15 protein-coding genes are annotated in these 14,395 nt (G+C 38.1%); 9 read left to right on the plus strand and 6 right to left on the minus strand.

Going from position 1 to position 14,395, the window contains the following annotated elements; genetic code table 11:
- Positions 1-73: 73 nt before the first annotated feature.
- Positions 74-433 (plus strand): DUF433 domain-containing protein, encoded by a 360-nt coding sequence (locus KME09_12910; GenBank protein MBW4534827.1) that lies wholly within the window; start codon positions 74-76, stop codon positions 431-433.
- Positions 434-569: 136 nt separating this feature from the next.
- Here the strand turns inward: KME09_12910 and KME09_12915 are convergent, their stop codons facing one another.
- From KME09_12915 to KME09_12925, 3 genes are all read right to left on the minus strand, one after another.
- Positions 570-968 (minus strand): type II toxin-antitoxin system VapC family toxin, encoded by a 399-nt coding sequence (locus KME09_12915; protein ID MBW4534828.1) that lies wholly within the window; start codon positions 966-968, stop codon positions 570-572.
- Positions 955-1,218 carry an AbrB/MazE/SpoVT family DNA-binding domain-containing protein gene (locus KME09_12920; GenBank protein ID MBW4534829.1) on the minus strand — a complete coding sequence of 88 codons (264 nt, stop codon included), beginning with the start codon at positions 1,216-1,218 and terminating at the stop codon, positions 955-957. The genes KME09_12915 and KME09_12920 overlap by 14 nt, the downstream gene beginning before the upstream one ends.
- A gap of 129 nt (positions 1,219-1,347) precedes the next feature.
- Positions 1,348-2,106 carry an SDR family oxidoreductase gene (locus tag KME09_12925; GenBank protein MBW4534830.1) on the minus strand — a complete coding sequence of 253 codons (759 nt, stop codon included), beginning with the start codon at positions 2,104-2,106 and terminating at the stop codon, positions 1,348-1,350.
- 160 nt (positions 2,107-2,266) lie between these two features.
- On the opposite strand from KME09_12925, the gene KME09_12930 reads away from it, so the two are divergent.
- Positions 2,267-2,554 carry a helix-turn-helix transcriptional regulator gene (locus KME09_12930; protein MBW4534831.1) on the plus strand — a complete coding sequence of 96 codons (288 nt, stop codon included), beginning with the start codon at positions 2,267-2,269 and terminating at the stop codon, positions 2,552-2,554.
- A 247-nt stretch (positions 2,555-2,801) separates the two neighbouring features.
- Positions 2,802-3,482 (plus strand): hypothetical protein, encoded by a 681-nt coding sequence (locus KME09_12935; GenBank protein ID MBW4534832.1) that lies wholly within the window; start codon positions 2,802-2,804, stop codon positions 3,480-3,482.
- A gap of 268 nt (positions 3,483-3,750) precedes the next feature.
- On the opposite strand, the gene KME09_12940 is transcribed toward KME09_12935, so the two are convergent.
- On the minus strand, positions 3,751-4,275 hold the full coding sequence (locus tag KME09_12940) for a gamma carbonic anhydrase family protein (protein ID MBW4534833.1): 525 nt from the start codon (positions 4,273-4,275) through the stop codon (positions 3,751-3,753).
- Between the two features lie 82 nt (positions 4,276-4,357).
- Here KME09_12940 and KME09_12945 point away from each other — a divergent pair, with 82 nt between their 5' ends.
- The 4 genes from KME09_12945 (at position 4,358) to KME09_12960 (ending at position 7,987) form a co-directional block, all read left to right on the plus strand.
- Positions 4,358-4,876 (plus strand): TIGR02652 family protein, encoded by a 519-nt coding sequence (locus KME09_12945; GenBank protein MBW4534834.1) that lies wholly within the window; start codon positions 4,358-4,360, stop codon positions 4,874-4,876.
- Between the two features lie 19 nt (positions 4,877-4,895).
- Positions 4,896-5,330 (plus strand): VOC family protein, encoded by a 435-nt coding sequence (locus KME09_12950; GenBank protein MBW4534835.1) that lies wholly within the window; start codon positions 4,896-4,898, stop codon positions 5,328-5,330.
- Positions 5,331-5,501: 171 nt separating this feature from the next.
- The gene (locus tag KME09_12955) at positions 5,502-6,089 is read left to right on the plus strand and encodes a DUF1003 domain-containing protein (GenBank protein MBW4534836.1); all 588 of its coding nucleotides are present in this window, start codon (positions 5,502-5,504) and stop codon (positions 6,087-6,089) included.
- Between the two features lie 419 nt (positions 6,090-6,508).
- Positions 6,509-7,987 (plus strand): alpha-amylase, encoded by a 1,479-nt coding sequence (locus tag KME09_12960; GenBank protein ID MBW4534837.1) that lies wholly within the window; start codon positions 6,509-6,511, stop codon positions 7,985-7,987.
- A gap of 240 nt (positions 7,988-8,227) precedes the next feature.
- Here the strand turns inward: KME09_12960 and KME09_12965 are convergent, their stop codons facing one another.
- Complete coding sequence (locus KME09_12965; protein ID MBW4534838.1) at positions 8,228-9,346, minus strand: AI-2E family transporter; 1,119 nt, start codon at positions 9,344-9,346, stop codon at positions 8,228-8,230.
- Positions 9,347-9,625: 279 nt separating this feature from the next.
- Here KME09_12965 and KME09_12970 point away from each other — a divergent pair, with 279 nt between their 5' ends.
- The gene (locus KME09_12970) at positions 9,626-10,717 is read left to right on the plus strand and encodes a mechanosensitive ion channel family protein (GenBank protein MBW4534839.1); all 1,092 of its coding nucleotides are present in this window, start codon (positions 9,626-9,628) and stop codon (positions 10,715-10,717) included.
- 35 nt (positions 10,718-10,752) lie between these two features.
- Here the strand turns inward: KME09_12970 and KME09_12975 are convergent, their stop codons facing one another.
- Positions 10,753-12,231 carry a glycosyl hydrolase family 57 gene (locus KME09_12975; GenBank protein MBW4534840.1) on the minus strand — a complete coding sequence of 493 codons (1,479 nt, stop codon included), beginning with the start codon at positions 12,229-12,231 and terminating at the stop codon, positions 10,753-10,755.
- Between the two features lie 788 nt (positions 12,232-13,019).
- On the opposite strand from KME09_12975, the gene KME09_12980 reads away from it, so the two are divergent.
- The gene (locus KME09_12980) at positions 13,020-14,243 is read left to right on the plus strand and encodes a glycosyltransferase family 2 protein (GenBank protein ID MBW4534841.1); all 1,224 of its coding nucleotides are present in this window, start codon (positions 13,020-13,022) and stop codon (positions 14,241-14,243) included.
- Positions 14,244-14,395: the final 152 nt, after the last annotated feature.

The raw sequence follows: 14,395 nt of genomic DNA on the forward strand, positions 1-14,395 counted from the left end.
CGTATGTATCGAGAACATAGACAGTGATTTTAGTTATAATCACGTTAAGAACAAACTGCTATTAAAAATTACAATGGTAACTACTATTGATATTGGAACATTAATTGTTTCGACTCCAGATGTTGGGTATGGTCGTCCACGAATTGCAGGAAAAAGATTTTCTGTCGAGCAAATAGCCACTTTAACTAAAGAAGGTTTAACCCCTCAGCAAATAAAAGATGAATATGATTTTTTGACATTGGCAGAAATTCACGCAGCTCTTGCTTATTATTATGCAAATAAAGAACAAATAGAACAATATTTTGTCGAAGAAATAGCAGAATATCAACAACTATTGGCTCAGTATCAAACTGACGAATTACTAGGGCTATTTCGTTCTAACTGTAGTGAACCAAGAAATAAATTTCTTGGCTTAAAATCAAAGTCCGTTTAAACGGACTTAATGTACTTAGACAGAGAATTTATTCTCTGGATATATGAGAATGAAATAGCCCTGGACGAATTACAGTGAGTAAAGTTCGTTTTATAAGGTAAGTCTGGCAAGTAACTGCACCTAATGAGAGTAAACTTTAAGAAAAGCTAGGTTGTATTACTTTGCAGTTTGTTATATTACTAGCCTTTTTAATAAACTTTTCATCAAAGGTGTATAGTTTTGAACAATGTTGACCTTGTGCTAGATGAAAAGCATCTGCAAAATCTAAACCATTTTCATGCCATTGAAGTATTTGAGCAATTAAATTAGCATTAGCAAGATAGATATTAGGTAAACCAAATAATTGTCTTAAAGCTAGACAAATTTCTGTTGGGTTAAATTTATAGGCAAATCGCAGAACCCATTCAGTTTCGAGAATTACTGTATTGCTTATAAATACATTTTGTGTCTGTAAAATTGCTAAACTTTGTTGATATTGCCATTGGTTATCTTGAGTCAATAGTCGCACAATAATATTAGTATCAATTGTCACCATTACTTAAATCCTCTAATCCCTGACGAATGGCATCTTCTATGTCTTCAAGACTTTTAGGAGTTCCTTGATACTTTAAGCAGCCTGCTACTTCATCTAAAGTTGTTTCTGGAAAAGGTTTTTTGGGCTTTAACAGAATTCCATCTCCCATATCAATTGCGATTAATTCTTGTCCTTCTTCCCAGTGATGAATTTCTCGTAAAGCTTTGGGAATAATAACTTGACCTTTACTTGACATTTTTGTGGTTTTCATCAGACTAAAGAAATGGCAAAAGTAAGAAATATGTAAGAATTATATCTTTAATTGTGCGTTCATAACCATGGCGATCGCCTCTTAAACAGGATAATCATTTAACAGGCATCGCCCTAAGTTATTTTATCTTTAATTACGTCCTGCGGTTACTCCACCATCCACAGGCAAAACCACCCCAGTAATCCAACCAGAGCGATCGCCATCTGCTAGAAACAAGACAGATTGGGTAATGTCTTGCACTTGTCCATTGCGACCAAGGGGATGAAAATTATTAAATGAGGCTAATTGTTCAGATGTTAATAAAGAGTCAAATAAGGAAGTTTCTACCACAGCAGGAGCGATCGCATTTACTCTAATTTTGTCAGGTGCAAATTCAATAGCTAGATTTTTAGTTAGTGCATGAACAGCACCTTTAGCAGTGGAAGAACCACTACAGGGAGTAGCAGCTATGGCGTGTAATGCCCACATTGAACCAGTATTAATAATTGCGCCACCACCTCTTTTTTGCATTTCGGCGATCGCAATTTGGGTAAGAAAAAAGTATCCTCGTAGTAAATTTAGATAGCTTTCTAAATCTGCTTCTGTGTGAGCAAGAAATGGTTTTGGTTCAAAGACTCCTGCATTATTAAACAATATGTCTACACCACCGAAATGTTCAACAGCAGAAGAAACGATCTCTTGTCGGATTTTTGCTTGACCGATATCTCCTGCAACCCAAGCAATATGTTTTCCTGTCGGATCGATCTCGGTTGCGGTGTTTTTTAATACATCTAAACGACGACTATTTAAAACTACTTTTGCCCCTGCTGCAACAAATGCCTGGGCTGTATTTGCACCAATACCACTACCACCACCAGTAATTAAAATGACTTTATCTTGTAGGCTCATAATTTGATTTCTCTCAATAAATCTCGATCGCAATCATAATTAGCGATCGATTATGCTTACAAGCAGACACAAATTTGTGAGGTAGGGTACTTTTGTGAAAGAATTGCCGTCTCGTCAGGAACAAATCAATCTGCAAAGAAATGTAAATGTAGCTGCTGTAGTGGAAGCAGTTTTTGGCTGTAAATGGTCATTGAGTATACTAGGTTTAATTCGTCGTGGCGTATGTCGTCCTAGTGCGATCGAGAGAGAAATAGAAGGCTTGACTCCTCGCGTCAAAAACTATTATTTTCGTCGCATGATGAATTTAGGTATTTTAGAAAAGATTGTTTATCCTGAAGTTCCACCCCATGTAGAATATCGGCTAACTGATTTTGGCAAGCGTTTTTTGCCAATCATTGACTCAATTGAAAAGTTACAGTCTGAATTGATCAGAGAGAATAATCAGTAATCTTATTTCCTAGATTTCCTCTTAACCAGAATGATTGCATTGGTTTTCCTATTTCCCACTTACGAAACTACTATATGTCAACTTAAGTTCAATAAAATGCTAAGTACTTCATGTCTATAAAATACGCTGCAAATTTATTGATTTTTCATATTTAAATCAAGATACTATATATATAGTACACGAAATATTTTTGATCAGTAAAAATAATGACATATCTACAAAGTCAATTTATTTATTTTTTAAAAATATGAACTTTAAACTATTAACTGCAACCACTTTATTGTTAACTACTGGAACAATTACTAACATTGCGACTGCAAACGCAGATACTGTTACTACTATTCAACCAGCAGCAACTGCTAAAATTGCGCATCAGAATGATATTGCTTACGAAATGCAAGGCTGTATGAGAAAAAGTAATACCATAAGCTGCACTCTAATCATAACTAGTGAAGTTAAAGATAACAAGATATTCATAGAAACAACAAGAACAAGATTTATTGATTTAAATGGAAATGAATATTTTTCTAACTCTGCTAAAATTGGGAATAATATTAGTAATGAGTCTAGAGCAGTTGGTAACAATTTTATCAAAGGAATTCCTCTCCGAGCTTCTCTTAAATTTGATAATATTCCTGAAAGTATTAACAATTTTGCTGTTCTAGAGCTAGGTTTACAGACAGATAGGCAGTCTTTTGATCATGCTGACACAATTGATCTTAGTGTTAGATTTGATAAAATTTTAATACCAGAAGAGCCTGTTACTACTAATATTAGTAGTGAAAGTAATAACTATAATTATCAAAATGTTCCTGTTACTTCAGAACCCATTTCTGTTACTGATAGTCTAAATTCAGTCAAAGATACTGTAAGTGACGTAAAACAAAACGTGAATACAGTTAGAGATATTTTAAATATTTTTAGATAGTAATAAGAGACTTGGTAGTGAAACCCAACCAAATCTTTTAATCGTTGGGTTTCGTGCCTCAACCCAACCTACTAGCTACTCAGGTGTTAGGTACAGTTAGAACAGGGCTATTTCGTTCTAACTGTAGTGAACCAATAAATAATTTCTTGGCTTAAAATTCAAGTCCGTTTAAACGGACTTAATGTACTTAAACAGAGAATTTATTCTCTGGATATATGAGAATGAAATAGCCCTAACACTTAGAATCTAGTATTTAATTAGATTTAATTTATTTAAAACCTAAATCAGTCCCTATACCTGCGTGAACCTGAGCTAGCTGCTGATATTTACGAGCATGTTCAATCGACTCTTGCGCCTGTTCGTCACTGATATCTTTGATTTTCTTGGCGGGAACCCCTACTACGAGCGATCGCTCTGGCACATCTTTAGTGACGACGCTACCTGCCCCAACAATACTTCCTGCACCGACTCTCACCCCATCGAGAATCACTGCACCGATGCCAATTAAACAACCTGTTTCAATATAAGCCGAGTGAATCACTGCTCGATGACCAACTGTTACATAATCTTCTAAAATAGTAGGTTTACCAGGATCGCCATGTAGCACAGCCCCATCTTGAATATTACTATATTTACCGATCGCAATAGTCTCGACATCCCCGCGAACTACTGCTCCATACCAGATGCTCGAACCCTCTGCTAGAGAAACGTTACCCATTACAGTAGCATTATCAGCAACAAACGAGGCAAGAGACAAATCTGGAGCAGACCAAAAGGAATCAGTATGAGCCATAATTTAAAGATAAGCTATCTAACGATCTTAAGATAATTCAGTCACAACAAGATTTACCCGTGTTATAAGGAAAACAGAACCAATTTTATCTCCTATGGATTTAGCTTTACAATACCCTGTTTTTGGCCCCGAAATTGTTTGTCCCCACTGCCGACAGACAATTCCTGCTCTCACCCTTACGGACACTTATCTTTGTAGTCGTCATGGTGCTTTTGAAGCCGATCCTAAAATTGAAGAATTGGTTCATTTACCATCAGGCAGAAGTTGGCGACAGTGGGAAAATCAATGGTATCGTCAGCATACTCATCCTGACGGGATTCGCTTTGAAATTCACGAAGCTTTGGATGCTTTGTATACTGAAGGTTATCGCGCGACTAAAGTAATTATTGCCGTTCGCTATCGAGATTTGGTTAGCTCTTATTTAGGGCGTAGTCATCCTTGGCGGGAAAGTCCAGAGTTTAAATCTCCCAAGCTTTATGGACTACCGATCAGTTTTAGCCCTGAAACAGATGCTGAGCCTTACTGGGAAATTATTAACTTTACCCTGGAAAAAGAACCTGGAGTTCCTCGTCACTATCCCTATCGTTTTTTGTTTGAATAATTGATAACTAATAACTCAAATGCATCATGCTTCGATTCGCACAGCCGATATTCATCAGGCGATCGCTTTTTATGAACAGCTAGGTTTTACGGTCAATGAACGTTTTACTACAGGCTATACTCTGGCTTGCTGGATGACTGGGCTGGGAGGGCGGATTGAGCTGATCCAAATTCCTGAACCAAAGCCCGCGCCAGATTCGTTTCACGATGAACATTATGTTGGCTACTATCACCTGTCTTTCGAGCTGACTAATTCTACTCCCGACTTGAGCAGTTGGCTTACTCAACTAGAAGCAAAAATTGAGACTTTAAGAGCCAGTGAACCAGATAAACTTGCTCCTCTTAAGGTTTTACTGCAACCTGAACAACAAATGATTGGCGATCGCATTTACGAAGTCGCGTTTATCGCTGATGTCGATGGCTTACCCTTAGAATTTATCCGCATCCTTAATTGAATTAACTAGATTGCGGTTGATTTTGCCAAAAGTCATCAAGCTTTGACCAAAATGCTACTATATCATCGCGCGCTCGCCTTTTTATTTCTCTAGACAGAAGCCACCTAATTTTAATTAGCGTAGACTACAAATATAATCACTAATTATTTTAAATTTTAGGATCTCGCTTACATGGTTTCTGCTTCTAATAAATTAGCTCATCTGGTTTCGGCATCAACTAAATCCGTATATATTGACGGCAAAAAGTATCCTTTATCCGAACAGGTAGTTAAGAATATTGAAACTGTGATTGGATTTCAAGCCAAACAAGAACTTAAAATACCGTGGCGCGATCGCATTGTGGAAAAAATAGCGGCTTTTTTTGGTAAATCAGAATTTTTATATCTGCAATTATTTTTTTTTACCAGTTGGGCAATCTGTACTCACGTCGCACCAGGACTATTACCCTTTGGTCTACCTCTTTTTGATGCCGAAGCAATGGGAATCGATATTGTGGCTTTACTGATCGCTACAGGAGTATTAGTCCAGCAGAGTCGTCAAGATAAATTAGCCGAACAGCGATCGCATTTAAATTTGCAAATTAACCTGTTAACCGAACAAAAGATTGCTAAATTAATCGAGTTAATGGAAGAGCTAAGGCAAGATTTACCAAGTATACGCGATCGCTATGACCTAGAAGCGCAAATTATGCAGAAAGCAACCGATCCTCAAATTGTCTTAGATATTCTGCGGGAAAATTTAGAATCGTCTGAGACTTAATCGATTATTACATCAAGTATAGATAATGACTTTAAATAGAGTGATTCCCCAAGTCCCCGACGCGAAGCTAGTGCTAAAGCATACCGCTACGCATATCCTTTAGGGCAAGTCCCTAAATCAAAACATTTAACTGTTCATCCGAACCTGATATTACTCATTCCCTACTGATATGTCTAAAAGATGATGGATTAGTTGAAAAGGCACAAACTTTATCAATGATCAATGTTCAGTGAACAATTGATTAATAATATCTGTCTTGCGAATGATTAGAATTTCTAACTAATGATATAAGGTTAATATTACTTAATAATTCAACAATAAACTAAATGATACTTAAATATCTGCAACAAGATTGTTGAAAAACAAATGTAATTAACTAATCTATAAACTATTTAGCTGACCTTAGAGAGGGTTCTAATATGTCCGAGTTTAACGGTGTGATGATGCAGTACTTTCACTGGTACAACGAACCCGATGGTAGCTTGTGGAATCAATTGGCAGAAAATGTCGAGCATTTAGCTAAAGTAGGAATTACCTCAGTCTGGCTACCACCCGCTTATAAAGGTACTGGTGGCGGTTTTGATGTCGGTTACGGTGTATATGATATTTATGATTTGGGCGAGTTCGACCAAAAAGGTTCAGTTAGAACTAAATACGGGACAAAAGAAGAATATATTAATGCAATTAAATTAGCTAAAGCAGCTGGCATTCGCATCTATGCAGACGTAGTTCTAAATCATATGCTTGGTGCAGACCACGAAGAAGAAGCAGAAGCAACGCCAATGAATCCCCATAATCGTCATGAAGCGATAGGTGATTTACAAAAGGTGAAAACCTGGACACATTTTACTTTTCCTGGTCGCCAGGGTAAATATTCCAGCTTAGAATGGCACTGGTGGCATTTTGACGCAGTTGACTATAATGCCTATGATGGCGATGCTGATGCTATTTATCTATTTAAAGATAAGCAATTTGACGAACAGGTAGATTTAGAAAAAGGTTCGTTTGCTTACTTGATGGGTTGTGACCTTGATATGGAACATGAAGAAGTGCGGGGTGAACTTCTGTATTGGGGAGAGTGGTATATAGATACTACTGACGTTGATGGTTTTCGTTTTGATGCGGTGAAGCACATCAACGCTGGATTTTTCCCTGATTGGTTAAACCATGTGCGCAAGTATTCAGGCAAGCCTTTATTTGCTGTTGGGGAATATTGGTCTAATGAGCCAGAAGCTTTACACCATTTTATTGATGTCACTGGTGGGGACGTGGCTTTATTTGATGCACCTTTGCACTATAACTTTACTGAAGCTAGTAAAACAGGCAACAACTTTGATATGCGTCAGATCTTTGACGGTACATTAGTTAACGATCAGCCTACTCTAGCAGTAACGCTAGTGGAAAATCACGATTCCCAACCTTTGCAGTCCTTAGAATCTGTAGTAGAGGCTTGGTTTAAACCGTTAGCTTATGCCCTAATCTTGTTAAGAAGAGATGGCTATCCTTGCGTTTTCTATGCTGATTACTACGGCGCACATTACAAAGATACTGGGAAGGATGGACAAGAATATGAGATCTTTATGGATTCCCATCAATGGCTAATTGATAAATTCTTAGAGACTCGTCAAGACTTGGCTTATGGTGAGCAGTATGATTATTTTGACCATGCTAACTGCATTGGTTGGACAAGACTGGGAGATGAAGAGCATCCAGGGGGAATAGCGGTAGTCTTAAGTAACGGTGCAGAAGGTACTAAATGGATGGAAGTAGGTCAACCAAATCAGGTTTATATCGATCTAACTGAACATATCGATGAACCCATTACCACTAATGAAGAAGGCTGGGCCGATTTTCGCTGTCAAGCGGGTTCGGTTTCCGTTTGGATTCCCAAAAAGTAGTTAATCTGTAGTTGGAATTTATCATTGCCAAAAGTCGATCGCCTAAAGTAAACTACAAACTGATAGGCGATCGCTACAAAACCTTAACGGCGTTGCTGATTTGGTAGGTTGGGGAGCCACTGCGCTGCGGAGGTTCCCTCCGTTATAGCAAGTGGCGTTAGAACGATAGTGAAACCAAACAAAATCTTTTAATCGTTGGGTTTCGTGCCTCAACCCAACCTACTAGCTACAAAACCTTAACTAATTTTTCTCTACTATCAAACTATGAGATTGTTGCTGCTGTTTCTGTGGCTGAGAACTCAGCTTACGAGCATCAAATCGATTAGAATCACGCTCGATTTGCCAGGGATCTAAAATATCTTTAACTAAAACTTCTTTGAGCCAAACTTGAGCTACTACTGTAATTGGCAAAGCTAAAAACAAGCCTAAAAGACCAAAGAATATAGCAAAAATAACTTGAGATAGGAGAGTTACGGCTGGTAATAATGATACCTGTCTCTGCATAACTATCGGTGTTAAAATATTAGTCTCTACCTGTTGAATTATAATATAAAGAATTACTACTGCTAATGCTTTCCAAGGTGCATCTAGTAATGCCATCGCTGCGGGGGGAACTACGCTTAATAGGGGGCCCAAATTAGGAATAAAAGTTAGGATGCCAGCTAACAAAGAGTTTGCCAAAGGTAACTTAACTCCCAAACATAGTAGACCAATTCCGCTTAGAACAGCAATTACAGTCATACTAAAAAGAATAGCGATCGCCCAACCACCTAAATTCTTCTCGCACTTTTTAAGGATGGTTTTTACTCGCCGACGATAGAAAGCAGGAAAGATCAAGAGAAACATCTTTCTATAAGGAGTTGGATTAGATAACAGCATGAGCGTCACTACTATTACTAAGAAAGAATTTAAAAAGATCCCTAAAGTACTAGAAAATAGACCGAAAAAACTACTAATAAATTGATCCGCAAAAGATTGCAGATTTTGTGTCAGAGATTCTAACCCTCTAAATTCTTGAAGTAAATTCTGGGGTAAAAAATTACTCAGCCAATTATTAATGCTACTAAGCTGTTCTAAGCCTTGAGGAACTAACTCTACCAACTGCTGAAACTGCTCGATAAATGGCGGGATGACTAAAGCAATAAAACCAATAATAAAAGTTAATATTCCCGTAACAGCGATCGCCAGCGCCGTTTTGCGTTCCAGCGCAAATTTTGACTGTAGCAGCTTAACCAATTGATTGATCGTCGTAGCAAAGACAACCGCAGCAAAGGCTAATAGTAAAACTTGTTTGATTTGCCACAGAATATACAGGGCGATAATAATAGCTAAAAATCCAATTAGTGTCCCCAACCGCACAATTTTCGTCTCCAATTCCAATAATTTAAACTTAGTAGTTTATTGACTTACTGTCGTCTGACTAAAGATTGCTTTATCAATGGACATTTAAGAATTCAGGATCGACAATTAATTGACTTATGCTGTATCGGTCAAATTAAGCAAAAATTCTAGATTGCCAGAATCATCTCATAATCTACACATTGACCAACGGTCACAGCAGGCTCCGTCGTCTCACGGCGGAGTAATCTGTGACTAAGTAACTACAGCAAGTACTTTTAATTCAAACTTAATTAATCTATGAAATTTGACTTTTTATCCTGGGAATTTGGTGCTAACAAGCTAAATGACTATTTACTTGCAGCGGTTATTTTATTTTGCTCGATCGTATTAATTAAAATACTCAGACGTTCAACTTTTAAACGTCTTAGAAAGTGGGCAGCTAAAAGCGAAAATATTTATGACGATGCCATTGTCAACATCCTGGAAAGAGACTTAATTCCCATCGCTTACATTGCCAGTATTTATCTAGCTGTGGATAATTTAGCTTTCCATCCCATACTCGAACGCACTGTAAACGTCATTGTAGTAATCACTTCAACTATCTTGGCAATTCGACTCATTTGTGCAGCAAGCGAATATATCATCAAAATTTACTGGATTAATTATCAACGAGATAACGTTAATTTAGAACAAAGCATTGATGCTTTGATGCCTGCGATTAGAATAGTGATCTGGCTAATTGGGATTGTCTTTTTACTCGATAATTTAGGGTTCAATATCTCCGCTGTAGTCACTAGCTTAGGGATTGGCGGCGTAGCGATCGCTCTAGCTTCTCAAGGAGTTTTGCAAGACTTATTTAGCTATTTTTCCATCCTCCTAGATCGCCCTTTTGAACTAGGAGATTTTATTATTGTCGGTGATTATCTTGGTACAGTTGAGTATGTCGGAATTAAGACTACTAGACTCCAAAGCGTCGGCGGAGAGCAAATCGTGATGGCTAATACCGATTTAGTTGGCTCGCGCATTCGTAACTACAAAAAAATGCGTCAACGTCGAGTTCTCTTTAACTTTGGTGTGGTGTACGAAACTAGTACCGAACAATTAGCCCAAATTCCCGATTTAATTAAAGAGATTATTGCACAGACAGAAAATGCTACTTGCGATCGCGCTCACTTTTCGGGCTATGGTGAATATAGTCTAAATTTTGAAGTAGTTTATTTGATTAACACAAATGACTACAGTGTCTATATGAATGCCCAACAGGAAATCAACCTCGCAGTTAAAACTAAGTTTGCTGAGTATGGCATTGAATTCGCTTATCCCACACAGATTGCTTATCTAGATACATTACCTGCTGGGATGTTAATTAAGCAAGAACAGACAATTTAGTCGCCTCAATTTATCAGCGCGATCATCTTGATAGTTTATTTCAGCAAAGCTTCGCCTCTGCGGAATAGTTCCCTGGCATAGTCTGTCCAAGTACCTTGTCCCCAATAGCGGAAGCAGCTGGTTTCAACTAAAAGTACATAGAGCAAAGCTTCTTGATATTCTTTGGTTTTGGTAATTTCAGGATTTTCCTTAACCAGTGCATCATATTTTTGATGGAACATGGCGCTTAATTGATTCATTGGTTCGAGAACATTTTCATAGCCTTTAACCCAGCTAAGATCGTCTGTCCAGGATGCCCCATCCATATGAAACTGGTGATCTGTTGCTTGAAGATGAGCGATCGCTCGATCTACTTTTTCGGGAGTAGCAGCATCAGGATTTACCTGCTGCCAAATTTTATGTTGTCCTACCGCCTGACAAACGGGGTAGTCTTGAGGATTAGCTCCCGCAGCTTCTATTAGTTCAATATATTCTGTGCCGTTTAACCCTACAACATTTTGGTTATTCTTTAGCTCATACCAAACAGGCTGGAAATCGCGGGCATATTCATTCATCATCACTCCCCCATTTTCTCCATCAGCAATTTGACTGACACAGCTTGGTACAGCAATATTACCAATCATTTGTTTGCCTCTACCTTTGGCTTCATGGTAAGGCTGCATTTGAGCTACTAACTTGGTGTCTGAGCCTTGAGTTTTAATCAGTGCGGTAATGCTAATAGTTTCGCCCTGAGAATTACGAGCAACTAAACGATTGGGAATATACTTATCATCATGCTCTAAACCTGAACCGTCTGGTCTTTCTACGGAGTGTTCCTGTACTAGTAACCAGCGATAACCGCATTCTTTAAGAGCTTTAATATATTCGTAAAGGGTATCAGGATGATTAGGCAGATGCATTTCTGGGGGAGAAAATCCCTTGACTCTTGCCAAAGCTTCGTAACCAAACATTGCCGCAAAATAATGTTGCCAAGCCTGAATATGCAGCTTGAGATCGGGAATTGGCGTAGAGGGAATTACAGCATGACTCCACATCGTACCCAGCCATTCGACATAAGGTTGATAGGCTGCATCACAGGTGATTTTTTTCAGTTTTTCTAAAATATCATGGCGCTCCATCTGCTGAAAACCCCAGAGTAAATTACCCGAATAATCCAGCATGATCCGAGGACTACAACCATTGGCTACTAATTCAGGAATCCAGTCTCCCATGCGAGAATAACACCAGGCAAAAGCTTCTGCATTATGGTTATCGCCATCATGAGGATGTTCAAACATATGTTGCAGGTTACTTATCAGTTCACCGTTTGCACCTGCGGGAATAGTTGGCTGATGCATATGGAGAGCGCAAGCAAAAACAGCATTAACCTGATTTAAATCGATTTTACTGTCGGCTAAAAATATCGGTCGATCGTGATTTACGGCGATCGCAATTTCTGCTGACCAACCACAGATATTGGGTAAGCCATTGGTCACAACTGTTAGATGGTTACGTGGTGCTGTAGCGGTAGACATAAATTATTCTCTGAGATTATTAGCAGTTGGTTTAATTCTATAACGTTCCCTCTAGTAGATCGTCAAGTTTGAATTGATGGGTTGAGATTAGGTAGTCCTAAAGGATAAGCTTCGCAAATGCGACACGAAGTTAGTCCTTTAGGGCTTTAGCATAAGCTTCGTGACCGTAGGGAATCCTTTAGGGCAAATAGGTAGTAGGTAGCAGGTAGCAGGTAAAAACTAATGACAATGCTTGACTTCTCAAAACAATCTGGACGCACCACTGGAATCTACTTGAGTATTAGCGGCTTTAGCTTTAATTCCTGAAGCGATCGCTGCCTTAGTCTACTCTACTATTAATCATTTTTTTACTCTAGTTTTAGATACAATCAGTCAAACTTTAATAGCAGTAGTTGTCCTAAATTCTTATGGTAATAAAGATCTTTAAATTTAAACAGAAAATTCAAACAAATTTAACACAAAACTACTTTAATTACTACAGTCTAAAGCCTTCAGTTTTTTGATGAATCTAGTACCACTACATAGTTACATCTAGTAGTCAAGACTAAAATTCAAAACTTTATCTAAGGTTCATCGATTTTTTACACAGCATATTTTTGACCGTTGTAAACTATTTAAGATAAACACAAATATCACTGTAGCACTAGTGAAAAGTAGTTTTAACTGTTGACTATTATTGAATAACTCAGTTGATGTTATTACTAAAAAACCAGTTAATTAAGTATTATTAGACTTGGTTTTTTGGCATTACATCAAACACCATCTCTATCTTATAAAGACCTAAAGTAATGAAATTAAGTATTGGTATTTTGGCTCATAATGAAGCAAATGCAATTGCGACTCTATTAAAATCTCTTAGTCAACAAAGCTTATTAACTAGTTTAAATAAAGGATATTCAATTGAAATTATTGTTGTCCCTAATGGCTGTAGCGATGATACAGCGTTAATAGCTCGTAACACTTTAGAAACATTTCCTAAAGGACGACGCGACCCTAAAGGGTTAGCTATCGCGTCAGCTAGTCCTAAAGGACGACGCGAAGCTAGTGCCGTGGCACATTGTACCCTTGTGGTATACAGCTCCGCATATGCTTTAGCATTAGCACCTGGCGGTACGTCATCGTTTAAAAACGACCAAGCGTTGTGGAACTGGAAGGTATGCGAGGTCAAAGAAGCAGGGAAAAGTAATGCTTGGAACTTATTTATTCATGAGTTTGCAGCACCTGATGCTGACTTCTTCTGCTTAATGGATGCAGATATCCAACTACACGATCGCAATGCTTTAGAAAAAATGCTCAAGGTGTTAGTTGAAAATCCCGAATATTGGATTGCGCTCGATCGACCAATTAAAGATATTGAGCTAAAAGAAAATAAAAGCTGGCTAGAGAAATTGTCGGTAGCGGTTTCCAAATCGTCGAATGCAGGTCAACTTTATATTTGTGGACAACTTTATTGTGGTCGTGCTGAACCTTTACGTAATATGTGGATGCCAGCAGGATTACCAGTAGAAGATGGGTTTTTAACTCAAATGGTAATTAGCGAAAACTTTACGCTAGAAAATCCTACTTTTACTAAAAGAATCGTTAGAGTTGAAGAAGCCTCCCATATATTTGAAGCTTATACTAATCCTTTAAAGTTAGTTAATCACGAAGTTCGAGTTGTTGTCGGCATCGTAATTAATGCCTTTTTAACTTATTACTTGCAAGAGAGATGTAGTAAGAAATTAACGGCAGGAATGCTGATTAATAGGATGAATAAGGAAAACCACTTATGGCTCAATGATTTTGTCCGTAATTCTCTGGTTAAAGAAAGATGGTGGCTCATTCCCATCTCTTTAGTATTTCGTCGCTATAGATCTTTACGATGCGAAGCGAGTCCTTTAGGGCAAAATCGCTCTTTATGGAAAGCCTTGTTGCGGATTCTTATTGCTACCTTAGCTTTTATAGTAGACATTAGTATTTTTATTCGCGCCAACAGCACTTTACGCCGTAAGGTAATTAGTAACTACTGGTAACTATTCGTCCGTGACAAACAGCGTAGTTTTTTAACTTGTCACGAATGGCTATGACGCGAAGCTTATACTAAAGCCCTAAAGGACTAACTTCGTGTCGCATTTGCGGAGCTTATCCTTTAGGACTCGCTTTCCTAAAGGACTAGCTCCTTACG

This window comes from Pleurocapsa minor HA4230-MV1 (assembly GCA_019359095.1).
GTDB lineage: Bacteria > Cyanobacteriota > Cyanobacteriia > Cyanobacteriales > Xenococcaceae > Waterburya > Waterburya minor.

What these genes read in the sequence shown, in the direction of transcription:
- KME09_12910 (MBW4534827.1), top strand. Translation starts at nt 74, where the DNA reads ATGGTAACTACTATTGATATTGGAACATTAATTGTTTCGACTCCAGAT.
- KME09_12915 (MBW4534828.1), bottom strand. Translation starts at nt 968, where the DNA reads ATGGTGACAATTGATACTAATATTATTGTGCGACTATTGACTCAAGAT.
- KME09_12920 (MBW4534829.1), bottom strand. Translation starts at nt 1,218, where the DNA reads ATGAAAACCACAAAAATGTCAAGTAAAGGTCAAGTTATTATTCCCAAA.
- KME09_12925 (MBW4534830.1), bottom strand. Translation starts at nt 2,106, where the DNA reads ATGAGCCTACAAGATAAAGTCATTTTAATTACTGGTGGTGGTAGTGGT.
- KME09_12935 (MBW4534832.1), top strand. Translation starts at nt 2,802, where the DNA reads ATGAACTTTAAACTATTAACTGCAACCACTTTATTGTTAACTACTGGA.
- KME09_12940 (MBW4534833.1), bottom strand. Translation starts at nt 4,275, where the DNA reads ATGGCTCATACTGATTCCTTTTGGTCTGCTCCAGATTTGTCTCTTGCC.
- KME09_12950 (MBW4534835.1), top strand. Translation starts at nt 4,896, where the DNA reads ATGCATCATGCTTCGATTCGCACAGCCGATATTCATCAGGCGATCGCT.
- KME09_12955 (MBW4534836.1), top strand. Translation starts at nt 5,502, where the DNA reads ATGGTTTCTGCTTCTAATAAATTAGCTCATCTGGTTTCGGCATCAACT.
- KME09_12960 (MBW4534837.1), top strand. Translation starts at nt 6,509, where the DNA reads ATGTCCGAGTTTAACGGTGTGATGATGCAGTACTTTCACTGGTACAAC.
- KME09_12970 (MBW4534839.1), top strand. Translation starts at nt 9,626, where the DNA reads ATGAAATTTGACTTTTTATCCTGGGAATTTGGTGCTAACAAGCTAAAT.
- KME09_12975 (MBW4534840.1), bottom strand. Translation starts at nt 12,231, where the DNA reads ATGTCTACCGCTACAGCACCACGTAACCATCTAACAGTTGTGACCAAT.
- KME09_12980 (MBW4534841.1), top strand. Translation starts at nt 13,020, where the DNA reads ATGAAATTAAGTATTGGTATTTTGGCTCATAATGAAGCAAATGCAATT.